The sequence below is a fragment of the Pseudomonas chlororaphis genome (assembly GCF_001921865.1).
Taxonomy (GTDB): Bacteria; Pseudomonadota; Gammaproteobacteria; order Pseudomonadales; family Pseudomonadaceae; genus Aquipseudomonas; species Aquipseudomonas chlororaphis_D.
Map to the genome: position 1 here is coordinate 710,593 of NZ_MSCT01000020.1, position 25,337 is coordinate 735,929.

The following is a 25,337-nucleotide window of genomic DNA, read 5'->3' on the forward strand; positions in this document are numbered from 1 at the left end:
GCTCAGGCGGCGCTTGGGGTTTTCGCCTCGGCCGCCAGCCACGGCTGGTCGTAGCGGTGCAGGCAGCGCGCCTCCGCCAGCGACAGGCCCTGGCCGACCGACGCGATGATGTCGCGCTCGGTCTTCTCCACGGCGATGGCACGCCGGATGACCTCTTCGGCCTGTTCGAGGGGGATCACCAGGCAGCCGCTGGCGTCGCCGACGATCAGGTCGCCGGGGCGGATGGTCACGCCGCTGACCTCGACCGGCACCTGGGTGGCCTTGAGCTGCACGCGGTTCTTGCCCGACTGCATGAAACGCCCGCGGCTGAACAAGGGGTAATCGAGGCGGGTCACGGTGTCGATGTCCCGCGCCACCCCGTCGATCAGGGTGCCGCGGACATTCCGCTGCACCGCAACGTGGGTCAGGATGTCGCCCCAGACCGTGGCGTCCAGCCGGCCGGCGTTGCTGGACACCACCACCGAGCCGGGCGGCACGTCGTCGATGTAGTTGGCCGCGTTCTTGAAGCCCGCGCCCTGGCTGACCGGCTCGTAGAGCACGGTAAAGGCAAAGCCGGCGCAACGGGTCCCCGGGACTTGCTGGACGATGCCCAGCAACCCGGCGTCGATCCCCAGGCTGTCCAGGGCGTCGCTCAGCGAGGCGGTGTCCAGCACAGCGCATTGCTCCAGCAGGGAGGCGCGTTGCGATTCCGAGAGTGTTGGGTGGCTCATGCATGACTCCTTGCTGGCGAAACCCAGCCGTTTTCGCTGTGGGGGGCGAGTTGATTGAGGTTGAACACGCTTCTTTCGATGATGGCCGCGGCGCATTCCCGGGTCGTCGCCTGGCCGCCGCTGTCGTAGGTCTGGCAGTCGTGCCGGACCACCTGCGCCACGGCCTGCTCGATGGCCTGGGCCTGGGCCTGGTAGCCCAGGTGTTCGAGCAACAGGGCCAGGGACAGGAACATCGCGCTGGGGTTGGCTTTTTCCTGGCCGACATGGGCCGGGGCGCTGCCGTGCACCGGCTCGAAGTAGGCCCCGGCGTCGCCGATGTTGGCGCTGGGCGCGAACCCCAGGCCGCCCATGACCCCTGCCCCGAGGTCGGAAAGGATGTCGCCGAACATGTTCTCCGCGACTATCACCCCGAAGCGTTCCGGACGCCGGATCATCCACAGGGCCACGGCATCGACGTTGTCGATGTTGTAGGCGATGTCCGGGTAATGCGCGGCCACCTCTTCGAGGATCCCCCGGGCGAACGCGCCGCTGTAGCGCAGCACATTGGGCTTGTCCGCCAGGGTCACGCGCTTGTAGCCGTGCTTGCGCGCGTACTCGAAGGCGAAGCGGAACAGCCGGGTCAGGCCGGCCCGGGTCTGCAGCCGCACGGTCATGGTCGCGTCTTCGGCGCCCTCGCGGGTCCAGGGCGCGCCGGCCAGTTCCCGGGCCTTGAGCACCGGCTCGAATTCGGCGGGAATCGACGCGAAGTCCAGGCCCGCGTACAGCCCCTCGGTGTTCTCCCGGATCACCGTGAAACGGAACCGGCCCTCGCCGAGCACATCGGTGACCGGCCGCACGTTGGCATACAGGCTCAGGCGCTGGCGCAGCTGGATCACCGGCGAGACGTACGCCCGCGAGGTGTTGCGCAAGGCCGCGGGCAATTCCTTTTCCGCTTCCTGCAAGGCCTTGCTGGTGATGGCGCCCAGCAGCGTGGCGTCGGCGGCGGCGATTTTTTCCCAGGTCTCGGCCGGCACCGGGTCGCCGCCGTTGCGCCAGCACTCCCAGCCGATCTGGCCGAAGTCCAGGTCGATGGGCAGTTGCAGCGCATCGAAGATCGGCAGTATGGCGTCGACGACTTCGACGCCGACGCCGTCGCCAGGCAACACACAGACCCGATGCCGCGCCGGCTTGCCCGGCAACGTCGATTGCGAAAGGGTCGTCATCACATTTTTCCTTCGGCGGCCAGGCGAGCCGGGAAACTGGCCCGGGAAATCACCGTCGGGCGCGCCGCGCGGCGCTGGAACAGGTCCTGCTCGTGCATCGCCCGCAGCGCCTGGAAGGTCGAGCTGATCTGCAGCCGGGACATGGTGTCCTCCAGCCGCTGCTGGACATCGAAGGGCAAGTTGTAGGCCCCCAGCATCACATCCATGAGCGGGGTCGGCAGGCTGCTCAGTGGAACGCTCTGCGCGGTGTATTCGGACAGTTGCAACGCCTTGACCAAGTCATAGCCATTGGCACTGCCGACCCGCTCCAGGTAGGCGATAAACATGCCCAGGTGCAAGTTGCCGGCGCCTTTGCCCATGCCGCAAATCGACGTATCGATATATTCGGCGCCGGCCTCGACAGCGGCGATGGAGTTGGAAAGTGCCAGGGAAAGATTGTTATGCGCGTGGAACCCCAGCGGCACATGCACCCTTCTGGATATCCGACTTACTAGCCGTTCGACATCATCAGGAATCATATTGCCATTAGAGTCGGCGAAATAAATAACATCGGCCCCGGCGCCTTCCGCGCGCAATGCCATGTCGGTAACGGTTCCCGGTGTTTGCGTGGTGATATGGGTAATATTGGCGCTGGCCTGGAAGTTGAACGACTTGATCAACTCGATAGTGTCCAGGCCTTGCTCTAGTTGCTCGGCGCGCAAACACACACGGATCATACCGACGCCCTGTTCGGCGAGCATTTCAAAGTCTTCGCCGGTCACATTGCGCGGGTGCACCATGACACACAAACCGAGTTGACCACGCGCCGCACGGCGCAACGATTCAATATATTCCGGGTTGACCGAACTGCTCAGCCCATGTTCTTTCTTGCGCACAAAAGAACCGTTGCAATAACCGATTTCGGCATGGCCAACCCCAACGTCTACAAGGTGTCCGACGGCATTGGAGGCGTAGTCGGTGGTGAATTCGAAGTTGTTGCGATAACCACCATCACGGAGCGTTACATCAATAATCTTTACGTTATTCATGATCCCAATTCCTTCTGTGAGCTCGCTATGAAACTCTGGAAGCGCACGCAAGTACGTCCCGGGTTTCGTGAGTAGTAACGTGACCGTAATGCAGGGTTATTCCCATGCAGTTATTACAGGCATGAGTCGATGGCCGCTAAGGCCAAGAGCAGAACTTGGTAAAGGTTTTTTTCAGCATCAGCACTTCGACTGCCAGCGATCACTGTCGTTGGACAATCGAATTCGGCGCTGTTGTTTTTATTATGGTTTGAGACCGCAACCGGAGAAGCGTGTGCCGTGTCCGGGAGGGGGACTTTTGAAAACCCTGGCAATGAGCTATCAATCGTCGGAGGAGCAAGCATGTTTCTTGTTATGGAGCCGATACTGAAATCTGCCCGCTTGTTTGTAAACTCCCCGTATTCACCCTGGGGGGTTAAAAAATTCCCCTTGTATTAATGCCAGAGTGAACTACGCCACCTGTAAGAGATCGCCTCAAAAGTAGTGTTCGGTGGGAAAACAACTGACCAGGAAGTCCATCAGCGAACGAATGGGCGCCTCCTTGCGCAAATCTTCGTGGACCACCAGCCAGATATCGATCATCAGGTCCGGCGCATGGAACCTGGCCTTGCCCAGGACCGGGTCCTTCTGGCCATAGAAATTGGGCAGCAACGCCACGCCGATACCGGCCCGGGCCGCCGACGCCTGGACTTCCAGGCTCCTGGCCCGCAACACCACCGGGCGCTCCGCGGCGACCTCGCGCAGCCATACCTGCTGCCGGGAATGCTCCATGCTGTCGTCGTAGATGATGTATTCGTATGCCTCGCTGGCGTGCGCCGCCAGGTACTCATGGCTGCCGTACAGGCCGAAGGACACGGTGCCGATCTTGCGCGCGACCAGGTCCATCTGGGTCGGCCGGCACAGGCGGATCATCAGGTCCGGCTCGGGGTTGCACAGGGTGCCGATGTCGTCCTGCATCAACAGGCTGACATTGATCGACGGGTGCTCGCGGCGCAGGCGCCCCAGGTGCGGGGCGATGAACTCCGAGGTCAGCAACGGCGGCGCGCTGACCGCCAGGTCGGCGACCATCTCGGTCTGCACCGAGAGCGCCACCTTGGAAATGGCCTTGGCGTCCTTCTGCATCCGCCCGGCGATTTCCGCGATGCGGTGGCCGAACGGGGTGATCTCGTAGTTGCGCTTGCGCCGGTCGACCAGCTTGAGGTTCAGCGACGACTCCAGCGCGGCGATCCGCCGGGCCACGGTGGCATGCTCGACGCCCAGCTCGCGCGCCGCGCTGCTCAGCGACTGGGTGCGGGCGAAGGTGACGTAATGGCGCAGGTTTTCCCAGTCGAACATGCTGCTGTCGCGCGACTCCAGCCCTGTGGGCCAGTTGCAGGACGGGTTGGACACAGTCAGGGGATTCATGAGGCCTCGATCGATTTTCAATGGAAAAACAATCCAGGCGGTCGACCCAAAGGCTTCCGTCCTGGAGATCCTTGGTTGGGAACGTCAAGCCGATGCCAGCCGCGCACGGATGAAAACCCTCCGGCTCCGTGCGGGCCGCCCTGCATCGCAGAACTCAGTCTGCCGCGACGGTCGCGCCTCCCTTGCGCGGTGCCACACTGAAAAACAGGACTTTGACCACGATGACCACCAGGGCCAGCGCGGCAAACAGCAAACCACTGTAAAGAGTGCCCTGCAAGCCCAGGCGCGCCAGGAACCAACCGCCCGTTGTCGACCCGATAGTCACGCCCAGATTGATGAAGGAGATATAGATGCCGGTGGCGAATTCCGGGGCTTCCGGCGCTTCGGAGGTCAGCCAGATCTGCGTCACGATCAGCCCGCTGGTGTGGGTCGCGCCCCAGATCACCACGATCACCAACATGGTCAGCAGCGACGGGCCGGCGAACAGGTAGAGCAAGCCATAGGCGCCCGCCAGCAGGATCGGGTGCAGGATCGTGGTCCTGACCATGTTCTGGCCGATCAGCTTGCCGGCGTACAGGTTGCCGGCCACGCCGCCGACGCCGAAGACCACCAGCAGGATGCTGATCAGTTGCGCGCTCATGCCGGCTTCCCGGGCCAGGTACTCGGCCGAATAGCTGTACACGGAAAACATCGCGGCGAAGATCAGGGTCGAGGCGGTGATGTTCAGCCACAGCGGAAACTTGCGCAGGATCGCCAACTGGTCGCCATAGGAAACCGCCTGCCTGTCGGGCGCGTCCGGCAGCCGGGCGATGATCCCCAGGCCGGCGATGCAGTTGACCGCGGCGCAGAACAGAAACGAAGCCTCGTAGGAAAACTGCGCGGCGATCAGCGTCGTCAGCGGCACCCCCAGCACCATGCCCATGCTGGTGCCGACGAACGCCTTGGCCGCGGCATTGGTCGACTGCCCCGGCGGGTACAGCGACGTGGCCGCGACGAAAGCCAGGGAGAAATACACCGGGTGGAACAGCGCCGGGATGATGCGCAGCAGCATCAGCGACTCGAAGTTCGGCGCATAGGCCGACAGCACGCTGGTGCCGGCGAACACGAACAGCGCCAGGGTCAGGACCTTCTTGCGGTTGAAGCGCGACAGCAGCAACACCATGACCGGCCCGCACGCCGCGATGATCAGCGCGAACAGCCCCACCAGCAGGCCCGCCTGGGAGGCGCTGATGGCGAAGCGCTCGATGATCACCGGCAGAATCCCGACCACGCCGAACTCGATGGTGTAGACGCCGAACAGGCCCAGCGCCAGGAAGTAGATCGGATGGAGCATTTTCATGACCCGGACTCCAGGGTGACCACCACCTTGCCGAACTGGTCGCCGGCCTCCAGGTAGCGGTGGGCGTCGACGATCCGCTCGAAATCGAAGGTCTTGGCGATGATCGGCCGCAGGCTCCCGGCTGCAAGGCCGGCGATCACATAGGCCTTGCCGGCCTCCAGCAACTCGGGCCGCGAGGTGATTTCGTGCAGCAGGTAACCGCGCAACGCCAGGCTCTTGCTCAGCACCTTGAACAGCGGGAACGGCGATGGCTCGCTGCTCAAGGCGCCGTACACCAGGACGATGCCGCCGCTGGCCGCGGCCTCGACCAGTTGTTCCAGGAACGGCCCGCCCACCGGGTCGAAGATCACCCGGGCCCCCTTGCCCGCGGTAATGCGCTCGACCTGCTGGTTGAAGTCCGCCTGTTCGCTGGTCAGCACATGCGCCGCGCCGGCCTCGCGCAATTGTTCGTGCTTGGCCGCGGTGCGGCTGACGGCGATCGGGATCGCGCCCAGCTGATTGGCGATCTGGATCGCCGCCAGGCCGACGCTGCTCGACGCGGCCGTGATCAGCACGAACTCGCCCGGCTGCAACGCCGCCACATGGAGCAACGCGCCCCAGGCCGTGACGTACTGCATCCACACCGCCGAGGCCTCGGCGAACGACAGGCTGGCGGGGTGCTTGACCAGCATGGCGGCCGGCAGCACCGCCAGTTCCGCGTAGGTGCCCCACTGCGCGATCGAGATCGGCGGCACCAGGCTGACCGTGTCGCCCACCGCGAACTGCCCGGCCCTGCTGCCTACCGATTCGACGATGCCCGCTGCCTCGTAGCCCAGCCGGGAGGGAAACTGCGCCTGCTCCAGGTACTGGCCGGAACGGAACATCGATTCCGCCCGGTTCAGGCCGATCGCCTTGACCTTGACCCGTACCTCGTCGGGCCCCGGCGCAGGCACCTCGATGTCTTCGATCTTGAGTACTTCCGGGCCACCGTATTGGCTAAAGCGCACGACGCGTGTCATTGACTGTCCCCTTGTTTCATTGAGTGCGGATGACTGTAGAGCGATTGCAAATAGGGAAAAACCGTCTGCTGTTCCGTTCTTAGCGGACCGTTATTTCCGCAATGGGCGGGCCGCTGGCCTCCTGGTTCGCGCGGGCCCGCCGCGTGGCGAGCAGCCGCAGCGCGACGTAGAACACCGGGGTGAACAGCAGGCCGAACAGGGTCACCCCGAGCATGCCGAAGAACACCGCGACGCCCATGGCATGGCGCATCTCGGCGCCGGCGCCGGTGGACAGCACCAACGGCACGACGCCCATGATGAACGCGATGGAGGTCATCAGGATCGGCCGCAAACGCAGCTGGCTGGCCTGGATGGCGGCGCGGACGATGCCCTGCCCCTGCAGCTCGAGCTCGCGGGCGAACTCGACGATAAGGATGGCGTTCTTGCTCGCCAGCCCCACCAGCACCATCAGGCCGATCTGGGTGAAGATGTTGTTGTCGCCCTGGGTCAGCCAGACCCCGAGCAGCGCCGACATGATGCCCATGGGCACGATCAGCAGGATCGCCACCGGCAACAGCAGGCTTTCATACAGCGCCGCCAGCACCAGGTACACCAACAACGTGCAGATCAGCAGGATCCACAGGGTGAAGTCGCCGGAAATGATTTGCTGGTAGGTCAGCTCGGTCCACTCGAACTTGATGCCCTGGGGCAGCGTCTCGGCGGCGATCCGCTCCACCGCGGCCTGGGCCTGGCCGGAGGAATAACCCGGGGCCGGGCCGCCGTTGAGGTCGGCGGCGGTGTAGCCGTTGTAGCGCACCACCATTTCCGGCCCGTAGGTGGGGCGCACCTCCACCAGGCTGGCCAGCGGCACCATGTTGCCGTCGGCGTTGCGCGCCTTGAGCTGGCCGATGTCGTCGGCATGGGCGCGGAACGGCGCGTCGGCCTGCACCCGCACCTGATAGACCCGGCCCAGCAGGTTGAAGTCGTTGACGTAGAGCGAGCCCAGGTAGATCTGCAAGGTGTCGAACACATCGGTCATCGCCACGTTCGACTGCTTGGCCTTGACCCGGTCGAGGTCGACCTTCAACTGCGGCACGTCGATCTGGTAGCTGGAAAAGCTCGGCCCCAGCTCGGGCGCCTGCGCGGCTTGCTTGAGGAAAGCGCGCACCGCGGCGTCGAGCTGCTCGAAGCCCAGGGCGCCGCGGTCCTCGAACTGCAGCTTGAAGCCGCCCAAGGTCCCCAGGCCCAGCACCGGTGGCGGCGGGAACACCCCGGTGAACGCCTCCTTGATGGTCGCGAACTGCTGGTTCAGCGCCGCCGCGATGGCCCCGGCGCTCATCTGCTCGCCGTGCCGCTCGGCGAAGGGGTCGAGGATGACGAAGATGATCCCCGCGCTCGACGAGTTCATCAGGCCGTTGACCGACATCCCGGGAAACTCAAGGGTATGGGCCACGCCGGGTTGCTTGAGGGCGATCTCGTTCATCCGCTGGATGACCTGCTCGGTGCGTTCCAGCGAGGCGCCGTTGGGCAACTGCGCCAGGCCGACCAGGAATTCCTTGTCCTGGGCCGGCACGAAACCGCCGGGCAGCGAATGCCCCAGCCAGGCCGTCAGCCCCAGCAACACCGCGTACAGGCCCAGGGTCATGCTCTTGCGCTGGATCACCCGCCCCAGATTATTGCCGTAGGCCTGCTCGCCGCGCGCCGACAGCCGGTTGAAGCGCGTGAACAGCGGCCCCAGCAGCCGGTCGATGATCTGGCTCAGGCGGTCGCGCGGCTGGTCGTGGGCCTTGAGCAGCAAGGCGCAGAGCGCGGGCGACAAGGTCAGGGAGTTGAACGCCGAGATCAGCGTCGAGATGGCGATGGTCAGCGCGAACTGCTGGTAGAACTGTCCCGTCAGCCCGGGCATGAAGGCCAGCGGCACGAACACGCTGACCAGGGTCAGGGTGATGGCGATGATCGGCTTGCTGACTTCGTCCATCGCCTTGTAGGAAGCGGCCTTGGGCGTCAGGCCCAGGGCGATGTTGCGCTCGACGTTTTCCACCACCACGATCGCGTCGTCGACCACGATGCCGATGGCCAGCACCATGCCGAACAGCGACAGCGCGTTGATCGAAAAACCGCAGGCCAGCATCAGCGAAAGCGTGCCGATGATCGACACCGGCATGGCCAGCAGCGGGATGATCGAGGCGCGCCAGGTCTGCAGGAACAGGATCACCACCAGCACCACTAGCAGGGTCGATTCGAGCAGGGTCTGGATCACCGCCAGGATGCTCGAGCGGACGAACTGGGTCGGGTCGAACACGATCTTGTAGTCGACCCCGGTGGGCATGTCCTGCTTGGCCTCGAGCATGATCTCGCGGGCCTTCGCCGAGATCGCCAGGGCGTTGCCGCCGGCCATCTGGAACACCCCGAACCCCACCGCCGGCTTGCCGTCGACCAGCGAGCGCAGGCCGTAGTCCGAGGCGGCCAGTTCGACCCGGGCCACATCGCGCAAAAAGGTCACCGCGCCGCCGGGCGCGCTCTTGAGGATGATGTCGCCGAATTCCTTTTCCGACTTCAGCCGCCCCTGGGTGTTGACCGAGAGTTGCTGCGCCACGTCCGTGCGCATCGGCTGGCCGCCAATGACCCCGGCGGCCACCTGGACGTTCTGCTCGCGGATCGCCGCCACCACGTCGCTGGCGCTCAGGCCGCGCTGGGCGACCTTCTGCGGGTCCAGCCAGATGCGCATCGCGTAGTCGCCGCCGCCCCAGATCCGCACCTCGCCGACGCCCGGAATGCGTTCGAGCTGGTTCTTGATATTGAGGATGCCGTAGTTGCGCAGGTAGGTGGCGTTGTACTGATCGTCAGGGGACACCAGGTGGATCGCCAGGGTCTGGGTCGAGGACGACTTCATCGTCACCACCCCCAGCCGGCGCACGTCTTCCGGCAGCCGCGGCAGCGCTTGCGAGACGCGGTTCTGCACCAGTTGCTGGGCCTTGTCCGGGTCGGTGCCGACCTTGAACGTCACGCTGAGCGTGAGGTTGCCGTCGCTGTTGGCCTGGGACTGCATGTACAGCATGTCCTCGACGCCGTTGATCTGCTCCTCCAGCGGCGCCGCCACGGTCTGCGCCACCACCGCCGGGTTGGCGCCGGGGTACTGGGCGTTGACCACGATCAGCGGCGGCACCACCTCCGGGTACTCCGAGACCGGCAGGCGGAACAGCGAGATGATCCCGGCCAGCAGGATCAGGGTCGACAGCGCGCCGGCGAAGATCGGCCGGTCGATGAAGAAACGGGAAAAGTTCATGGCTGGGCGCTCGCGTCCGCGCGCTGGGCCAACAGCGGCCTGACGGTGTCACCGGGGCGCGCCCGGTGCAGGCCGTTGATCACCACCCGCTCGCCCGGTTGCAGGCCGGAATCGATGACACGCAGGTCGCCCACCAGGTTGCCGGGGCTGATCCGGCGGTACTCCACCTGATCGTTGGCGGTCACCACCAGCACGAACTTCTTGTCCTGGTCGGTGCCGATGGCGCGGTCATCGATCAGCACGGCCTGGCGCGGCGGGCCGCCCCCCAGCTTGATCCGCGCCAGCATGCCGGGCCGCAGCTGGCCGTCGGCGTTGTCGAAACTGGCGCGCACCCGCAATGTGGCCGACTGCAGGTCGAGCTGGTTGTCCAGCGAGGCCAACTGGCCCGTGCGCGGGTAATCGCTCTCGTTGGACAGCCCGAGCAGCACCGGCACCTGCTCGGGCTTGGCGCTGCTCTGGTTGAGGTAACGCAGGAACGTCTGCTCGTCGACGTCGAACGCCGCGTAGATCGGCGACAGCGACACCAGGGTACTCAGCGGCGCGGCGTTTTCCCCGGCGCTGACAATGTTGCCCGTCGTCACCAGGGCCCGCGACATGCGCCCGCTGACCGGCGCACTGATGCGGGTATGGGCCAGGTCCAGGCGGGCGCTGTCGAGTAGCGCCTGGGCCTGCCGGACATTGGCCTGGGCTTCGCTGGCGGCGTTCTGCTTTTCGTCCAGGTCGCGCATGGCGATGGCATTGGAATTGATCAGCCGCTGCGCCCGCCCCAGGTCGGTGGCGGTGTACTGGCTGCGCGACCTGGCCGCGGCCAGGCTCGCCTGGGCCTGCTCGACCCGGGCGGCGTAGGGCCTGGCGTCGATCTCGAACAGCAGCTCGCCTTCCTTGACGATGGCGCCGTCCTTGAAGTGCACGGCAACGATGGTCCCGGACACCAGCGGGCGGATCACCACTTTCTCGACCGCCTCCAGGCGCCCGGAATAGTTCTGCCAGTCTGTCACCGGCCGCGACAGCGCCATGGCCACGTCGACCTCGGCGGCCGGCGGCGCCGCGGCGGCCTTGGCGGTGGCCGAAGGTTCGCCGCGCAGCACGACCACCAGGCCGGCCACCACGGCGCAGGCCAGCAAGGTGCGAAACATGAAGGCGCTGCCCGAGCGCCGGGATCGGATCGAGTGCATAAGACAACTTCCCTGTGATGAGGCCATCGGTTGAGGGTCGATCAAGGCGCGGTTTCAGGCTGCGGCAGGCCGCCCAGCGCCCTCGCCTTGCCCGGCCGGCCCCAGCGCTGCATGACCGGGCGCTCGACAAAATTGAACAGCAGCCAGCCGCCGAGCACCGACAGGGCGAAGGTCGCCGCGACGATCAGGGTGGCCGTGGCGTTGTCGAACAGACGGCCGCCAAGCAACTGCGTGGCCAGCGTCATGATCAGCAGATGGATCATGTAGAAACCGAACGAGATCTCCCCCAGCCAGACCATCCAGCGGCTGTTGAGCAGCCCCTTGCGATCCTGCAGGTCGCTGGCGGCGATGGCGGTGATCAGCGCGGCGATCGGCGCCAGCGTCACCAGGTTGAGGCTGTACTGGAACAGCACGTACATGGCCGCCACATAACTCACGACCAACAGCGCGAACGCCCAGGACACGCTCAACTCGATCCAGCGCCCGGCCATGAGGATGCGCGCCATGAGCATGCCCAGCACGAACTCGAACAGCCGCGCGGGCGGGAAGTAATAGGCCCACCACCATTGGCTCAGGGAAATCGGGTACTCGTTGATCAGCGGCGTGGCGGGCGCCAGCAGGCGGATCGCCACTTGCGTCAGGGCCAGGCCGGCGACCATCGCCCAGGCCCAGTGCCACAGGCGTTCCTCGGAGATCTTCCAGACCAGCTTGAGCGCCAGCGGAAACAGCAGGTAGAAGAACATCTCGCAGCACAGCGACCAGGACGGGCCGTTGACGCTGAGGAAGGTGTCCATCCGCGGAATCCACGAATGCACCAGCAGCAGGTTGGGCAACCAGATCGCCACGCTGGCGGCCGGCACGCTGAACAACAGCATCGCCAGCAACCAGGTGACGATGTGGTTGGGGTAGATCTTCAGCAACCGGCGCCGCCAGAAGCCGGTCAGGCTGTCGCCCTTGCGTGCGGACCAGGTGATCACGAAACCGCTGAGCACGAAAAAGAACGACACGCCAAGCCAGCCGCCACCGCTGAAGAGGCGCTGGAAGACGTTGATCACGTCGCTGTCGGCGTAGGGGTTGAAACCGATGATGCGGGTCAGCGACGCGTGAAACATGAACACCATCGCCGCGGCGAGAAAGCGTATTCCCGTGAGCGAGTCCAGCTTGCTGTGCACATGCGAGTGGTAGAGCTCTGCTTTTTTCATCATCCGATCCCCGTAGAGTCACGGCGCGCCCGACCACGCCTGCGCGTGTCGAGCGTGCTCCCGATAAAAAACCATCAATGGCGTTGCGCGCTTGCAGGCAATGTTGCGAGGGGTACGGCAATGCAGATCGCTGAGCGAACCGTCTGTTTTTCGATGTTCATGCGGCCGGCCCCCGGTGGCGGGGGCCGGCGCGGGGTCACTGGCCGTAGACGGCGTTGCACAGGTCTACGGTGAACTGGCCGAACATGCCTTCGAAGGCGGTGTTGGTGAACGCGACCACGGTCAGTTGCTGCGCCGGGTCGACGAACCACGAGTGCCCGTAGGCGCCGCCCAGGCGCCAGCTGCCGGCCGACTCGGCGGTCTGCGCCGCGGCCGGGTCCTTGAGCACGGTGAAACCCAGGCCGAAGCCGCGGCCGGGCCAGTTTTCCAGTTCCAGGTCGCCGGTCTGGTTGCGGGTCATCTCATCCACCAGCGCCTTGGGCAACAGCGGCGCGCCGCCCTTGCGCAGGGTCTCCAGCAGGGTCAGGAACTCGCCGGCGCTACCGACCAGGCCGGAGCCGCCGGAGTCATAGGCGTTGGGGTCGAGCGCCCGGGCCGGGTCCAGCTTGATGCCGATGGTGCCCTCGAAGACCGGGATCACCTCCAGGTCCTCGATGCGGTGCGGCCGCGGCTGATCGTTCAGGTAGGCCGCGGTCAGGCGCTCGACGTCCGTCACCTTGAAGCTGGTGTCGTGCAGTTGCAGGGGCTGGACCACCAGTTGGTCGATCGCCACGGCGAGGCTGCTGCCATGCACCGCGGCGATCAGCCCGCCCAGCACGTCGGTGGCGATCGAGTAGCCCCAGCCGTTGCCGGGCGGGTACTGCAACGGGATCTGGCCCAGGCGGCGCAGGTTCTCCTCCAGCGTCAGCGCGTTGCGCTCCAGGCCGTCGGACACCCCGGCGTCCTGATAAGGACCGCCCGCGGCGCTTTCCAGGAAACCGTAGGACAGGCCGGCGGTATGGCTCAGCAGCTGGCGCAGGGTGATGGTCGCCGGCTGGCCGTCGCCCAGGGTTGGCTTGAAATACGGCAGCCAGCGGCTGATGTCGTCGTCCAGCTGGATCTTGCCCTGGGCGACCAGCACCAGCGCCGCCACCGAGGCAATCGGCTTGGACACCGACGACAGCCGGAACAAGGCATTTTCGCGCATCGGCACTTGCGCTTCCCGGTCGGCCAGGCCGGCCGCGCGGTGGTAGATCACCTGGCCCTGGTGGGCCACCAGCACCACCGCGCCCACCAGGCGCTGGTCGTGCAGGGTCTGTTCGAGCACGGCATCGATCCGTGAGGCCACCTGGGCGGGCTCGAACGAGCGAAGCGAATGTAGCTGGCGAAGCGGTTCGTTGACTGACATACCTGACCCCAAACTGTTGAATGGCAGAGCTGGATGTAGCGATAGTAGAACCGGCCACCGTAGGGAAACAGAGGTTACAATTCCGGGGTCCACGGACCTTTTTGTCCGCAATCAAAGGAGTGAGCGTTGGATAAGCTCAATGGCATCACGGTGTTCGTCCAGGTCGCCGAGAGCCGCAGTTTCGTAGGCGCGGGCCGCTTGCTCGGGGTCTCCGCCTCGGCCGTGGGCAAGAGCATTGCCCGCCTGGAAGAGAAACTCGGCACCCGGCTGTTCCACCGCAATACCCGCAGCATCAACCTGACCAGCGAGGGCTCGCTGTTCCTGGAACGCTGCCGGCGGGTGCTCAACGAACTGGAGGCGGCCGAACAGGAACTCTCCAGCTCCAGCGAGGCCCCGCGCGGCAAATTGCGCATCAGCCTGCCGCTGCTCGGCGACGTGCTGTTCATGCACCTCTCGCGCTTCATGCAGCGTTATCCGGACATCCAGCTGGAACTGGACTTCACCGACCGCCTGGTGGACGTGGTCGAGGAAGGCTTCGACGCCGTGCTGCGCACCGGCCAGTTGCACGACTCGCGGCTGATGGCCAGGAAGCTGGACAGCTTCGGCTTCTACCTGGTGGGCGCGCCCAGTTACTTTGACCGCTACGGTCACCCGGGCACGGTGGAACAACTGCAAGACCACCACTGCCTGCATTACAAACTGCCGTCGACCGGCAAGCTGGAAAAATGGCCGCTGACGGGGCTCGCCGAAGGCACCGAATTGAAGGTCCCGGCGACCATGGTCTGCAATAACCTCGACATGCTGATCCACATGGCCCGCCAGGGCCTGGGCATTGCCTGCGTCCCCGAATTCGCGGTGCGCGAAGGGCTGGATGCCGGCGAGCTGATATCGATCCTGCCCGAGCGGGTGCAGCGCACCCTGAACATCCAGGTGGTCTGGCCCTCGAGCCGGCATCTCACGCCGAAGCTGCGGGCGTTCATTGACTTTATCTGTGGTGGCGAGGGGCGGGGGTGAGGGTTGTCGGCTTCAAGTATCGATGCGGCCAATGACCGCCGAGACGGCTCGACTGAAAGCCGGTCGCTTGCCGTATCGGCGGCGGGGAAACGCATGGGGTTGGTTTTAACCGCTTCCTGATCCCGTACCGGCGACGCCGGTCGCGAGCAACCTGCAAGGCCGCGCGGGCCTGCAAGTCGATGGAGCTCGGGCTCCATCGGTTCGGGTTCACTGCCCCAGCAGAAACTGCAGGGTGTTCTCTACGAAATTGACGGGGGTCTCAAGCATCGGGCAATGCCCGCAATGCTCAAGGCGGGTGTAGGTCGAGCCCATGATGTTGTCGAGCATCTCGAACTGATGGCTTTCGTGTATCAGCTTGTCCTGCGCGCCCCAGACAATATGGGTCGGAGCGCTGATGTGCTTGAGGCGATTGTAGATATCGACGGTCAGGTCAACCTCCCACTGACGCACCAGCGCTTCCCGAGGTTGCCCTGGCCCACCTTCAGCAATAGAGGCGGCTACCTGGCTCAACGCTCCGCCCTGAATGGAGTCCTCGCCCAAGGCCAGGAAGTACAGCGACTTCACCAGAAGCTCCCGGTCCTCTATGGCATGGCACCATGCAAGAGCCATGGAAATGACTGCTTGCGTGTAAGTCCCCAACCTTGACGTGGTATCGACCAATGTCAGGCTGGCAACGCGCTGCGGAGCCAGGAGCGCCAGCTCCTGCGCAATCATGCCACCCAGGGAATGGCCCATGACATGCGCCCGCGAAGAACCTGCCGCGTCCAGGACAGCACGCGCATCCTTGGCGAGATCTTGCAGTGCATAACCGGTGGCGCAGAGGCTGCTTTCTCCCGAATCACGATTGTCGAAGGCAATCGTCCTGAAGTGTTTGGCCAGATCGGCGCGCACCAGGGACCAGAGCGTACGATCGGCCGCAGTACCGGCGATCAACAAAAGATCGGGGCCTTGGCCTTGGATATCGAAGACCAGTTCTATGTTGTCTCTGTATACGCTTGACATGGATATGGCGCTCCGCCTTGGGAAATTGTCCCGCTATTTTTATGGCGCGCGCGGAAGGCGGATAGCCATGGAAACGGTAACTTCTTGTTCTGTTTTTTTGTACGGACGTCGTCCGTTTGTATGGCGGCTCCTCGCCCAGTCGGCTCTTGAGCAATAGGCAGGGGGCTTGAACATGCCATCGTTAATGCGGTCCTCGACACCACGATCCGCCCGAAGCCGCGGGTAGAGCCAAAGCACTCTTCACGCAGGTCAAGACCGAAGGCGAAAGGTTCCCCAACGTCCACTTTCGGCGCATCAACGTAAGGTTCTTCGCTTTCTATTGAGCGACTTTTCCTAGAAACTCCCACCCGCTTGCGCCTGCAAAACCTGCTCTCTAGGCTCGGTCTGTCACTGCTTATTCAGTGATCGGGTTTAGCAGCTCGGAGCTTCACATTGGGCGCATCGAAGTCACCTGTCGGTAGATTCTTTCTGCCTGTCATGGCGGCTGTGCGCAGGGCACCTTCGGGTGCGCCGGTTTTCCAATGTGACCGGCCTGCTAACCTGCGTACAGCTGCCACCCACTCGTTTAGCAGCGACATCTGGCAGCTCCACTCACGTTGGAGATGCACCATGAAAAAGCTGGTCCCCGATCCGCCCCTGTCCGGGCAATTCAGAAACCCCGAACACGACCTCGCCACCCAGCGCATTCGCCTGGCCCTGGCGTCGAATACGCCTGAAACCTCTATCCTCGGCAGCCTGAAAGACACCGCCGCGGCAGCCGTGGGCCGCGATGCCTTGTTCAACGTCCGCCCCGGCGTCAGTGCCGAAGAAGCCTTGGTCCATGTGTCGCTACTGCTGGATTGCGCGGTGCAGGTCAGCGACGAGATCAGCGAGCGCGCCAGCGGCGTGGAACGCGGGTTGATCTGGTCGATGATCCATTCGGTGGAAATGGCCAATGCCGTGGTAAGCGCCCTGCTCGATGCCAACCAGCCCCAGGCGCGCTAGGGACGACTGAATACGGGGCCGCATCTACGGGCCCCGTTTTGGCCGGATGCTCTCCCCTCGCCCGAATGCCCCGCCTTCGCAATCAAGCAGTGGCAAAAAGATATCGCTACAATCCTGCGCTTCCACGCCAAGGCGCCCCTCGAGCAACGGGGTCCACCTCGCTCTGCCAGCCCCTTGCCGGCATGACCCCGTGAGAACCAAGGACATGGTGCTGCACATTCCGACCCTGCAACTGGTTTGCGTTTTTGTCTTCTGCCTCATGGGGCTGTTGAGCATCCACGCGTGGCTGCGGGAAACCCGCGAGCGCTCGCTGGCGTACCTGGGCAGCATGATGCTGCTGGCGGCCGCGGGCATGCTGCTGACCGGCCTGCGCGGGCTGGGAATCGATGTGGTGCCGCTGGTGCTGGCCAATGTGCTGCTATTGCTGAGCGCGGGGATGAACTGGACCGCGATGCGCGTGTTCGCCGGGCGCCTGCCGCACCTGCCGGGCCTGTTCGCCGGCGCGGCCCTGTGGCTGCTGCTGTGCCTGGTGCCGGCGTTCTACGGGTCGATGTCCACGCGGGTATCGGTGTATTCGGCACTGGTGACGGCTTATGGGGTGCTGACGGCGTTGGAGTTCTGGCGCAGCCGCCGGCAGCTGGAAGTCGCCTATGTACCGGCACTGCTGCTGACCCTGCTGCACACGGCCTTTTATGCCGTGCGGGCCTTTGCCGATAAAGGGCTGGCGTTCGATAACGCGCTGTCGGGCAGCGGCCAGGGCGTATCGTTTTTTTCCCTGATGCTGTTCGAGGCGATGCTGTACGTGATCGGCATCGCCTACGTGACCCTGGCGATGGTCAAGGAGCGCGCGGAGCTACGCTTCAAGGCCGCCGCCTTCAGCGATGCGCTGACCGGCGTGGGCAACCGTCGGGCGTTCATGACCCGGGGCGAACGGAGCCTGCTCGACAGCCAGCGCCGTGGCGCCGGCGCGGCCCTGCTGCTGTGCGACCTGGACCACTTCAAGCGCCTGAACGACACCTACGGCCACCAAACGGGCGACCAGGCGCTGATCGCTTTTGGTCAATTGGCCCTGGCCAACCTGCGCCCGCAGGACGTGTTCGGCCGTATCGGCGGCGAGGAGTTTGCCTGCCTGTTGCCGGAGACCGACGAGCGCCAGGCGGTGCAGGTCGCGGAGCGCCTTCGCCGGGGGTTCTCGGAGTTGGCAATGCTCGAGCCGGGGCTGCTCAGCGTCAGCATCGGCGTGGTGACCACCCAGGATGTCGGGCACGACCTTTCGCGCTTGCTGTCGGAGGCCGACCAGGCGCTGTACACCGCCAAGGGCAAGGGCCGCAATCGCGTCCAGACCCGGCTTCGCGAACGCTGCGCCAGCAGCCTCTGCTGATTTACCCGGCCCCGTGCACGCGCGCGGTCATGTCCAGGCCCAGGGCGCGCATCACCGCCAGCAGGGTTTTCAGGGTCGGGTTGCCCTTTTCGCTGAACGAGCGGTACAGCTGCTCGCGGGACAGCCCGGTCTCGTGAGCGAGTTCGGTCATGCCCTTGGCCCGGGCCACCACCCCCAGGGCCTTGGCGATGTAGCCGGCATCGCCGGTCTCGAAGGCGTCCGCCATGAACAGGGCGATGGCTTGCGGGTCGCGCAGGGCCGTGGCGGGGTCATAGTCGAAAAGCGGTTCATTCATGATGGGCTCCAGCGACGGGCCAGGTAGCAGGCCCGTTCGATATCGTGGCGCTGGCGACTTTTGTCGCCGCCACACAGCAGGATGACGAGTTGAAGGCCGTGCTGCTGGAAATAAACCCGATAGCCCGGCCCGTAATGGATGCGCAACTCACTCACGCCCTCGCCCACCGGCGATACATCCCCGGGCAGGCCGTTGGCCAAGCGAAAAATACGCGCCGCAATCGCTGCCCTGGCTCTGGAATCCTTGAGCCTGCGTTCCCACTCCATAAAGGTCGCGGTCTGTTTGATCTCGATCATGCAGCGATTGTGATTTTAAGACTACACCTTCCGGAAGCGGATTTGTATTGCAAGGCACTGCCAAAACGCAGCCCCGCGACAAACGATCAATAGCGCTAACCGTGCTCCCATGTTGAAATCGAACACCCCGCAATGGCGTGACTGTGCTTGAGGGCCGCCGTTCGATGCCCTGGACGGCGCCTCGCACCCCATCGCCCCAGTAAGGACACCGCCCCATGAGAAAGCTGTTTCCCTTGCTCCTGGCCGCCGCCGCTTTGCACCCCGGTCTCAGCCTCGCCGACTGCGCGGCCTCGCCCAAGCCCGTGGCCGAAGCCTTCTACAACTGGTACCTGCAAAGTTTCAGCGACCAGAAAGACCCGATCACCGACGACCTGCCGCACCTGCAGCAGTACGTCACGCAATCGCTGATCGGGCGGATCAAGCAGCAGATGGACAGCCCCGAGGGCCTGGAAGAGGACTACTTCATCAAGACCCAGGACTACATGGATGAGTGGCTGACTCAGATCAAGGTCGGCGAACCGCAGGTACAAGGCACCTCGGCGCGCGAGTCGGTGACCCTGGGCAACACGCCGGACACCACGCAGATCGTCGATCTGCTGCTGGTCAAGGACAAAGGCTGCTGGAAGATCAACGAGGTGCTGGCCACCACGGATCAGAGCGAATGATCCGCGGCGACCAGCCAGGCAGGGTCAGATATCGAGAATGATCTTGCCGAAGTGCTGGTTGCTTTCCTGGTAGCGGAAGGCGTCGGTCATGGCGTCCAGGGCAAAGTGCTTGTCGAGGACCGGACGCATGCCGTTGGCGTCGATGGCGCGGACCATGTCCTGCTGCTGCCGGCGGCTACCCACCAGTACACCCTGCAAGCGCAATTGCTTGACCAGCGCGGTGACAATCGGGAACTCGCCGGCGACGCCGGTCAGGATGCCGATCACCGAGACCTGGCCGCCGACCCGCGCGGCGATCATCGACTGCTCCAGAGTGGACGGACCGCCCACTTCGATCACATGGTCGACGCCGCGCCCGGCGGTGAGCTTCTGCACGGTTTCGCCCCAGGCCGGGTCCTGGCGGTAGTTGATCAGGTGATCGGCGCCCAGGGCCTTCAAGCGCTCCAGCTTGGCGTCGCTGGAGGACGTAGCGATCACCGTGGCGCCGAGCATCTTGGCGAACTGCAGGGCGAAGATCGACACCCCGCCCGTACCTTGCACCAGCACCGTATCGCCAGCCGTCACGCCGCCGTCGTCCACCAGCGAACGCCAGGCCGTGAGGCCGGCGGTGGTCAGGGTCGCGGCTTCGGCGTGGCTCCAGCCCTTGGGCGCGCGGGTGAAGGCAGTGGCGCGAGCGGTGACGAACTCACGGGCATAGCCGTCCACGCCGTCGCCCGGCACGGTGGCAAAGCCTTCAACGTTGGGCTCGCCGTCCAGCCACTCGGGGAAGAAGGTGCTGACCACCGAATCGCCTACGGCAAATTCGCTGATGCCGGCGCCCACGGCTGTCACTTCGCCCGCGCCGTCGGCCATCGGAATGCGCGCCTCGGTGGGGCCCCACATGCCGCTGACCACCGCGAAATCGTGGTAGTTGAGGGAGCTTGCGCGCAGGCGCACGGTGATTTCGCCCGCCTGGGGCGCGGCTGCCGGAGCCTCGCCGACCACTACTTTGTCGTAGCCACCACCGGCTTGAACGTAGATTGCTTTCATGGACAGTTCCTCTTGGGTCGTCGTTTCATTTCGTAAAATTACGAAATGTTCAGGTAAAACTTCAAAGCTCGCGCTTCAGTTGCTCGGCAAAGGCTGCGATGACGGCTTCGTTACGGCGAAAATAAGTCCACTTGCCAATGCGTGTGGCATCAACCAGGCCAGCCTGCTGCAAAATCGCCAGATGGCTGGAGGTGCTGGACGCCGAGAGCCCGGCCTTGTGCTGCAAGTCAGTCATGCAGATGCCGATGACAGTCGGCGCGTCATGGCCCTGGGGCGGAAAATTGCCTTCCGGGTCTTTCAGCCATTCGAGCATCTGCATGCGGATGTCGCTGGCCAGCGCTTTGATTTGGTCGATGAGCATGGGGGGATATTACGGACTTTTCCGAAATGATCAAGACCTGAGCAATATCCCTGCCCTTTTCTACTGTTTGCGCTCGACGATCGGCCCCGGCGCCTTCACCTGGGTCATCAGGTCATCGTCCCATTGCCCCTCGACCTTGACCTGGGCCAGGGCCCCCAACTCCATGGCTTCGATCAGGTTGTGGTTGAGGTACACGTAGGTGCCCGGCTGCTTGAAGGTATACAGCGCCGCCACGGCGGAGCCGCCGGGAATGAACCAGGTTTCCAGGTTGCGTTGCGGCGGGTTGGCGAACTTGCCGGTGGTCCAGACCCAGTCCCCATGGCCGCCGATCAGGTGCGGACGACTGTCGCGGTTGGCCTGGGAATGGATGAACAGCACGCTTTCGCCGACCTTGGAGGTCAGGGCATTGGCCCCGGTCAGGGCGCCGACGCGGCCGTTGAACACCACATGGCTCGGGGTCAGGGTACGCATCACCGCGCGAGTGTCCTGGTAGCTGGACGCCAGGGTCGGGTAGTCCTTGTAGTGGCCGTCCTTGTCCTTGGGGATATACAGGTCGAACTCGCCGATGGTGTAGGCGCGGTCGTAATGCAGGGGCTTGCCTTGCGGGTCGCGCAGGCCGTCGCGAGGCAGCACCATCAGCGCGCCGCTCATGCCCGAGACCACGTGCCAGGGCACCATGCCTTGCGGCGCACAGTGGTAGACAAAGGTGCCGCTGCGGTCGGCCTTGAAGCGCAGCACCACTTCCTGGCCCGGCACCACTTGGGTCAGGCCCGCCCCGCCCAGGGCCCCGGTGGCCGCATGAAAGTCGATGTTGTGGGGCATGCTGTTGCTCGCCGGGTTGACCAGCGTCAGCTCCACGTAGTCCCCCTCGTGCGCCACCAGGGTCGGGCCGGGCATGGAGCCGTTGAACGTCATGGCCTGCAACGTGGTGCCCTGGTCGTCAATGACCATCTTTTTCTCTTCGACGCTCATGCGAAACTGCAGCACCTTGGGCGGCCCGCTGACCGCCTGCTCGTGGGGATGAACCTGCGGCGGCGCCAGCAGATCCACCTTCACCCGCTGCAAACCGTCGGCCCCGCCGGCCAGCACCAGGCTACTGGCACAGCTGCCCAACAGTACACACGTCCTCAATACACCTTGGAAAACACCCATTTCAGCTTCTCCTTGCCAATCAACGATGGGTCATTGCAAGGCAAGTGCCGGCAATTTTCCTTGTCGCAAAGCAAGAAATGGCATCACCCGCCCGGCCGTGTAAACAGGCCATGATCCAGCGCAGGCAATCGGCTCGGCGACCGCGGCTCATTTGCCCCAAAACCCCATGTCTGCTAGTGTCGCGCCGGTTTAACGTCAACCGGGATAGCCGCCATGGCCCGCAAAAAAGCTGCCTTAGATTTCGAACAATCCCTCGCCGACCTGCAGACGCTGGTCGAGCGGCTGGAGAACGGCGAGCTGTCGCTGGAAGACTCGTTGACCGCCTTCGAGCAAGGCATCGGCCTGACCCGCGACTGCCAGGCGGCGCTGGCCCAGGCCGAGCAGAAAGTGCAGATCCTGCTGGAGCGCGACGGCGAACTGGCCGAAGCACCCTTCGACGCGGAACAACCGGAATGATCGCGGCCTATCAGGCCAGCAGTCAGGCCCGGGTCAATGCTGCGCTGGAAACCCTGTTCAACGCGCCAAGCCCCGAGCTGGCCCGCCTTTACGAAGCCATGCGCTACAGCGTGATGAACGGCGGCAAACGCGTGCGCCCGCTGCTGGCCTACGCCGCTTGCGAAGCCCTCGGTAGCCCGGCGGAACAGGCCAACGGCGCGGCCTGCGCGGTGGAACTGATCCACGCCTATTCCCTGGTGCACGACGACTTGCCGGCGATGGACGACGACGACCTGCGTCGCGGCCAGCCGACCACCCATAAAGCCTTCGACGAAGCCTGCGCGATTCTTGCCGGCGACGGCCTGCAAAGCCTGGCGTTCAGTGCCCTGCTCGACCCGCGCCTGAGCGATTCGAGCGCCGAGATCCGCCTGCGGATGGTCAGCGCCCTGGCGCTGGCGGCAGGCCCCGCTGGCATGGTCGGCGGCCAGGCTATCGACCTCGGTTCGGTGGGCCTCAAGCTCGATCAGAAAGCCCTGGAATACATGCACCGGCACAAGACCGGCGCGCTGATCGAGGCCAGCGTCAAGCTCGGCGCCCTGGCCAGCGGCCGGGCCGAGAAAGATGAGCTCAAGTCCCTGCAGACCTATGCCCAGGCCATTGGCCTGGCGTTCCAGGTGCAGGACGACATTCTCGACGTGGAAAGCGATACCGCGACCCTGGGCAAGCGCCAGGGCGCCGACATTGCCCGGGATAAACCGACCTACCCGGCCCTGCTCGGCCTGGAAGCGGCCAAGGCCTATGCCCTGGAGCTGCGCGATCAGGCCTTGCATGCGCTGCGACCCTTTGACGCGGCCGCCGAGCCCCTGCGGGAGCTGGCGCGCTATATCGTCGAACGACGCAGCTGATCGACCCCGGCGCGGCAGACCGCCTATCCACCAAGTTCCGCGCTCCGCGTGGGCAGCTTGCGATGCATAAGGTAAACTGCCGCCTCTTTTATACCTATAACGATTCGCCTGATGCCCACGACGTTCCATGAGATTCCCCGCAAGCGCCCGACCACGCCCCTGCTCGACCGTGCCAATACGCCGGACGGCCTGCGCCGGTTAGGCGAAGCCGAGCTGGAAACCCTGGCCGATGAGTTGCGCCTGGAACTGCTCTATTCGGTCGGCCAGACCGGCGGGCATTTCGGTGCCGGCCTGGGCGTCATCGAGCTGACCATCGCGCTGCATTACGTCTTCGACACGCCGGACGACCGTCTGGTGTGGGACGTGGGTCATCAGGCTTATCCGCACAAGATCCTCACCGGCCGCCGCGAACGCATGGCGACCCTGCGCCAGAAGGACGGCCTGGCCGCCTTCCCGCGCCGCTCCGAGAGCGAGTACGACACCTTTGGCGTCGGCCACTCCAGCACCTCGATCAGCGCCGCGCTGGGCATGGCCATTGCCGCCCGCCTGCAGAACAGCGAGCGCAAGGCCATCGCGGTGATCGGCGACGGCGCCCTGACCGCGGGCATGGCCTTCGAGGCGCTGAACCACGCGCCGGAAGTGGACGCCAACATGCTGGTGATCCTCAACGACAACGACATGTCGATCTCGCGCAACGTCGGCGGCCTCTCCAACTACCTGGCCAAGATCCTCTCCAGCCGCACCTACGCCAGCATGCGCGAGGGCAGCAAGAAGGTCCTGTCGCGCCTGCCCGGTGCCTGGGAAATCGCCCGCCGCACCGAAGAGTACGCCAAGGGCATGCTGGTTCCCGGCACTCTGTTCGAGGAACTGGGCTGGAACTACATCGGCCCCATCGACGGCCACGACCTGCCGACCCTGATCGCCACCCTGCGCAACATGCGCGACCTCAAGGGCCCGCAGTTTCTGCATGTGGTGACGAAAAAGGGCAAAGGGTTCGCCCCGGCGGAAGTCGACCCGATCGGCTACCACGCCATCACCAAGCTCGAACCCCTGGACGCCCCGGCCGCCGCGCCGAAGAAAGCCGGCGGGCCGAAGTACTCCGCGGTATTCGGCGAGTGGCTGTGCGACATGGCCGCCGCCGACCCGCGCCTGGTGGGCATCACCCCGGCGATGAAGGAGGGCTCGGACCTGGTGGCGTTCAGCGAACGCTTCCCGCTGCGTTACTTCGACGTGGCGATTGCCGAACAACACGCCGTGACCCTGGCGGCCGGCATGGCCTGCGAAGGCGCCAAGCCAGTGGTGGCGATCTATTCGACGTTCCTGCAGCGCGGCTACGACCAGCTGGTGCATGACGTGGCGGTGCAGAACCTCGACGTGCTGTTCGCCATCGACCGCGCCGGCCTGGTGGGCGAAGACGGCCCGACTCACGCCGGCAGCTTCGACCTGTCGTTCCTGCGTTGCATCCCCGGCATGCTGGTGATGACCCCGAGTGACGAGAACGAACTGCGCAAGATGCTCAGCACCGGCCACCTGTACAACGGCCCGGCCGCCGTGCGCTACCCGCGCGGCAGCGGCCCGAACGCCAGCATCGAGAAAGACCTGCAGCCGATCGAGATCGGCAAGGGCGTGGTCCGCCGCCAGGGCAGCAAGGTGGCCCTGCTGGTATTCGGCGTGCAACTGGCCGAGGCGCTGAAAGTCGCCGACACGCTGGATGCCACCGTGGTCGACATGCGCTTCGTCAAACCGCTGGACGAGGCCCTGGTACGCGAGATCGCCGCCAGCCACGCGCTGCTGGTGACCGTCGAGGAAAACGCCATCATGGGCGGCGCCGGCGGTGCGGTCAGCGAGTTCCTGGCGCGCGAGGCGATCCTCAAGCCGATCCTGCACCTGGGGTTGCCGGACCTCTACGTCGAGCACGCCAAGCCGGCGCAGATGCTCGCCGAATGCGGCCTGGACGAAGCCGGTATCGAAGCCGCCGTGCAGGCACGCCTGCAACTGCTCGGCCTGTAACCTGTAGCCGCTACCGCAGGCTGCGATAAGGGCCGATCTCGAAGAGCGCGTCCTCTTCGGGGCCGATCGTAGCCTGCGGCAGCGGCTACAGGATTTATCCC

The 25,337-nt window shown here is 64.8% G+C and carries 23 protein-coding genes; 7 read left to right on the forward strand and 16 right to left on the reverse strand.

Translation table 11 applies throughout. The annotated features are described in order from the left end of the window. Positions 1-2 precede the first annotated feature (2 nt). From BTN82_RS26260 to BTN82_RS26305, 10 genes are all read right to left on the reverse strand, one after another. Entirely contained in the window at positions 3-710 is a 708-nt protein-coding gene (locus BTN82_RS26260; protein WP_075121959.1) for an RraA family protein, read from the reverse strand. Continuing rightward, the gene (locus BTN82_RS26265; RefSeq protein ID WP_075121960.1) at positions 707-1,912 is read right to left on the reverse strand and encodes an isocitrate/isopropylmalate dehydrogenase family protein; all 1,206 of its coding nucleotides are present in this window, start codon (positions 1,910-1,912) and stop codon (positions 707-709) included. The genes BTN82_RS26260 and BTN82_RS26265 overlap by 4 nt, the downstream gene beginning before the upstream one ends. Beyond that, positions 1,912-2,940 carry a nucleoid-structuring protein H-NS gene (locus BTN82_RS26270; protein WP_075121961.1) on the reverse strand — a complete coding sequence of 343 codons (1,029 nt, stop codon included), beginning with the start codon at positions 2,938-2,940 and terminating at the stop codon, positions 1,912-1,914. Before BTN82_RS26270 ends, BTN82_RS26265 begins: the two co-directional genes overlap by 1 nt. Positions 2,941-3,411: 471 nt before the next feature. Beyond that, positions 3,412-4,341 carry a LysR family transcriptional regulator gene (locus tag BTN82_RS26275; protein WP_081375522.1) on the reverse strand — a complete coding sequence of 310 codons (930 nt, stop codon included), beginning with the start codon at positions 4,339-4,341 and terminating at the stop codon, positions 3,412-3,414. A gap of 154 nt (positions 4,342-4,495) precedes the next feature. Continuing rightward, entirely contained in the window at positions 4,496-5,680 is a 1,185-nt protein-coding gene (locus tag BTN82_RS26280) for an MFS transporter (RefSeq protein ID WP_075121962.1), read from the reverse strand. After that, positions 5,677-6,678, reverse strand: coding sequence for a zinc-dependent alcohol dehydrogenase family protein (locus BTN82_RS26285; protein WP_075121963.1), 1,002 nt, complete (start codon positions 6,676-6,678; stop codon positions 5,677-5,679). Before BTN82_RS26285 ends, BTN82_RS26280 begins: the two co-directional genes overlap by 4 nt. Before the next feature lie 79 nt (positions 6,679-6,757). Then, entirely contained in the window at positions 6,758-9,943 is a 3,186-nt protein-coding gene (locus BTN82_RS26290; protein WP_075121964.1) for an efflux RND transporter permease subunit, read from the reverse strand. Further along, positions 9,940-11,118, reverse strand: a complete 1,179-nt coding sequence (locus BTN82_RS26295; protein WP_261793023.1) for an efflux RND transporter periplasmic adaptor subunit — start codon at positions 11,116-11,118, stop codon at positions 9,940-9,942. Before BTN82_RS26295 ends, BTN82_RS26290 begins: the two co-directional genes overlap by 4 nt. Positions 11,119-11,159: 41 nt before the next feature. Continuing rightward, positions 11,160-12,320, reverse strand: coding sequence for an acyltransferase family protein (locus BTN82_RS26300; protein ID WP_075122029.1), 1,161 nt, complete (start codon positions 12,318-12,320; stop codon positions 11,160-11,162). A gap of 196 nt (positions 12,321-12,516) precedes the next feature. Next, positions 12,517-13,707, reverse strand: a complete 1,191-nt coding sequence (locus BTN82_RS26305) for a serine hydrolase domain-containing protein (protein WP_075121965.1) — start codon at positions 13,705-13,707, stop codon at positions 12,517-12,519. A gap of 126 nt (positions 13,708-13,833) precedes the next feature. Here BTN82_RS26305 and BTN82_RS26310 point away from each other — a divergent pair, with 126 nt between their 5' ends. Next, positions 13,834-14,721, forward strand: a complete 888-nt coding sequence (locus BTN82_RS26310) for a LysR substrate-binding domain-containing protein (protein WP_075121966.1) — start codon at positions 13,834-13,836, stop codon at positions 14,719-14,721. Positions 14,722-14,928: 207 nt separating this feature from the next. Here the strand turns inward: BTN82_RS26310 and BTN82_RS26315 are convergent, their stop codons facing one another. Beyond that, positions 14,929-15,723: an alpha/beta fold hydrolase gene (locus BTN82_RS26315; protein ID WP_075121967.1), complete on the reverse strand. Its 795-nt coding sequence runs from the start codon at positions 15,721-15,723 to the stop codon at positions 14,929-14,931. Positions 15,724-16,332: 609 nt separating this feature from the next. On the opposite strand from BTN82_RS26315, the gene BTN82_RS26320 reads away from it, so the two are divergent. Both BTN82_RS26320 and BTN82_RS26325 read left to right on the forward strand, forming a co-directional pair. Next, the gene (locus BTN82_RS26320) at positions 16,333-16,707 is read left to right on the forward strand and encodes a DUF6124 family protein (protein ID WP_075121968.1); all 375 of its coding nucleotides are present in this window, start codon (positions 16,333-16,335) and stop codon (positions 16,705-16,707) included. A 205-nt stretch (positions 16,708-16,912) separates the two neighbouring features. Further along, the gene (locus tag BTN82_RS26325; protein WP_075121969.1) at positions 16,913-18,088 is read left to right on the forward strand and encodes a sensor domain-containing diguanylate cyclase; all 1,176 of its coding nucleotides are present in this window, start codon (positions 16,913-16,915) and stop codon (positions 18,086-18,088) included. Position 18,089: 1 nt separating this feature from the next. Here BTN82_RS26325 and BTN82_RS26330 read toward each other — a convergent pair whose 3' ends face one another. Together BTN82_RS26330 and BTN82_RS26335 are read right to left on the reverse strand one after the other, a co-directional pair. Then, on the reverse strand, positions 18,090-18,383 hold the full coding sequence (locus BTN82_RS26330; protein WP_075121970.1) for an addiction module antidote protein: 294 nt from the start codon (positions 18,381-18,383) through the stop codon (positions 18,090-18,092). After that, positions 18,380-18,679, reverse strand: coding sequence for a type II toxin-antitoxin system RelE/ParE family toxin (locus tag BTN82_RS26335; protein WP_075121971.1), 300 nt, complete (start codon positions 18,677-18,679; stop codon positions 18,380-18,382). The genes BTN82_RS26330 and BTN82_RS26335 overlap by 4 nt, the downstream gene beginning before the upstream one ends. A 215-nt stretch (positions 18,680-18,894) precedes the next feature. Here BTN82_RS26335 and BTN82_RS26340 point away from each other — a divergent pair, with 215 nt between their 5' ends. Beyond that, positions 18,895-19,344 (forward strand): DUF3828 domain-containing protein, encoded by a 450-nt coding sequence (locus BTN82_RS26340; RefSeq protein ID WP_075121972.1) that lies wholly within the window; start codon positions 18,895-18,897, stop codon positions 19,342-19,344. Between the two features lie 24 nt (positions 19,345-19,368). On the opposite strand, the gene BTN82_RS26345 is transcribed toward BTN82_RS26340, so the two are convergent. The 3 genes from BTN82_RS26345 to nirK are packed head-to-tail and all read right to left on the reverse strand — an operon-like array spanning position 19,369 to position 21,886. Continuing rightward, a complete protein-coding gene (locus BTN82_RS26345; protein WP_186828458.1) occupies positions 19,369-20,379 on the reverse strand; it encodes a zinc-dependent alcohol dehydrogenase family protein in 1,011 nt (336 codons plus the stop codon). A gap of 55 nt (positions 20,380-20,434) precedes the next feature. Continuing rightward, complete coding sequence (locus BTN82_RS26350; RefSeq protein ID WP_075121974.1) at positions 20,435-20,734, reverse strand: ArsR/SmtB family transcription factor; 300 nt, start codon at positions 20,732-20,734, stop codon at positions 20,435-20,437. Positions 20,735-20,794: 60 nt separating this feature from the next. Beyond that, a complete protein-coding gene (gene nirK / locus BTN82_RS26355) occupies positions 20,795-21,886 on the reverse strand; it encodes a copper-containing nitrite reductase (RefSeq protein ID WP_075121975.1) in 1,092 nt (363 codons plus the stop codon). Between the two features lie 213 nt (positions 21,887-22,099). On the opposite strand from nirK, the gene BTN82_RS26360 reads away from it, so the two are divergent. From BTN82_RS26360 to dxs, 3 genes are all read left to right on the forward strand, one after another. Then, on the forward strand, positions 22,100-22,342 hold the full coding sequence (locus BTN82_RS26360; protein ID WP_044465286.1) for an exodeoxyribonuclease VII small subunit: 243 nt from the start codon (positions 22,100-22,102) through the stop codon (positions 22,340-22,342). Beyond that, complete coding sequence (ispA, locus tag BTN82_RS26365; RefSeq protein ID WP_075121976.1) at positions 22,339-23,226, forward strand: (2E,6E)-farnesyl diphosphate synthase; 888 nt, start codon at positions 22,339-22,341, stop codon at positions 23,224-23,226. The genes BTN82_RS26360 and ispA overlap by 4 nt, the downstream gene beginning before the upstream one ends. 111 nt (positions 23,227-23,337) lie before the next feature. Then, on the forward strand, positions 23,338-25,236 hold the full coding sequence (dxs, locus tag BTN82_RS26370) for a 1-deoxy-D-xylulose-5-phosphate synthase (RefSeq protein WP_075121977.1): 1,899 nt from the start codon (positions 23,338-23,340) through the stop codon (positions 25,234-25,236). Positions 25,237-25,337 lie beyond the last annotated feature (101 nt).

Bases quoted from the DNA above. Each gene is read 5' to 3' on its own strand.
- BTN82_RS26260 (WP_075121959.1), bottom strand. From the start codon at position 710: ATGAGCCACCCAACACTCTCGGAATCGCAACGCGCCTCCCTGCTGGAG.
- BTN82_RS26265 (WP_075121960.1), bottom strand. From the start codon at position 1,912: ATGACGACCCTTTCGCAATCGACGTTGCCGGGCAAGCCGGCGCGGCAT.
- BTN82_RS26270 (WP_075121961.1), bottom strand. From the start codon at position 2,940: ATGAATAACGTAAAGATTATTGATGTAACGCTCCGTGATGGTGGTTAT.
- BTN82_RS26275 (WP_081375522.1), bottom strand. From the start codon at position 4,341: ATGAATCCCCTGACTGTGTCCAACCCGTCCTGCAACTGGCCCACAGGG.
- BTN82_RS26280 (WP_075121962.1), bottom strand. From the start codon at position 5,680: ATGAAAATGCTCCATCCGATCTACTTCCTGGCGCTGGGCCTGTTCGGC.
- BTN82_RS26285 (WP_075121963.1), bottom strand. From the start codon at position 6,678: ATGACACGCGTCGTGCGCTTTAGCCAATACGGTGGCCCGGAAGTACTC.
- BTN82_RS26290 (WP_075121964.1), bottom strand. From the start codon at position 9,943: ATGAACTTTTCCCGTTTCTTCATCGACCGGCCGATCTTCGCCGGCGCG.
- BTN82_RS26295 (WP_261793023.1), bottom strand. From the start codon at position 11,118: ATGCACTCGATCCGATCCCGGCGCTCGGGCAGCGCCTTCATGTTTCGC.
- BTN82_RS26300 (WP_075122029.1), bottom strand. From the start codon at position 12,320: ATGAAAAAAGCAGAGCTCTACCACTCGCATGTGCACAGCAAGCTGGAC.
- BTN82_RS26305 (WP_075121965.1), bottom strand. From the start codon at position 13,707: ATGTCAGTCAACGAACCGCTTCGCCAGCTACATTCGCTTCGCTCGTTC.
- BTN82_RS26315 (WP_075121967.1), bottom strand. From the start codon at position 15,723: ATGTCAAGCGTATACAGAGACAACATAGAACTGGTCTTCGATATCCAA.
- BTN82_RS26320 (WP_075121968.1), top strand. From the start codon at position 16,333: ATGAAAAAGCTGGTCCCCGATCCGCCCCTGTCCGGGCAATTCAGAAAC.
- BTN82_RS26325 (WP_075121969.1), top strand. From the start codon at position 16,913: ATGGTGCTGCACATTCCGACCCTGCAACTGGTTTGCGTTTTTGTCTTC.
- BTN82_RS26330 (WP_075121970.1), bottom strand. From the start codon at position 18,383: ATGAATGAACCGCTTTTCGACTATGACCCCGCCACGGCCCTGCGCGAC.
- BTN82_RS26335 (WP_075121971.1), bottom strand. From the start codon at position 18,679: ATGATCGAGATCAAACAGACCGCGACCTTTATGGAGTGGGAACGCAGG.
- BTN82_RS26340 (WP_075121972.1), top strand. From the start codon at position 18,895: ATGAGAAAGCTGTTTCCCTTGCTCCTGGCCGCCGCCGCTTTGCACCCC.
- BTN82_RS26350 (WP_075121974.1), bottom strand. From the start codon at position 20,734: ATGCTCATCGACCAAATCAAAGCGCTGGCCAGCGACATCCGCATGCAG.
- nirK (WP_075121975.1), bottom strand. From the start codon at position 21,886: ATGGGTGTTTTCCAAGGTGTATTGAGGACGTGTGTACTGTTGGGCAGC.
- BTN82_RS26360 (WP_044465286.1), top strand. From the start codon at position 22,100: ATGGCCCGCAAAAAAGCTGCCTTAGATTTCGAACAATCCCTCGCCGAC.
- ispA (WP_075121976.1), top strand. From the start codon at position 22,339: ATGATCGCGGCCTATCAGGCCAGCAGTCAGGCCCGGGTCAATGCTGCG.
- dxs (WP_075121977.1), top strand. From the start codon at position 23,338: ATGCCCACGACGTTCCATGAGATTCCCCGCAAGCGCCCGACCACGCCC.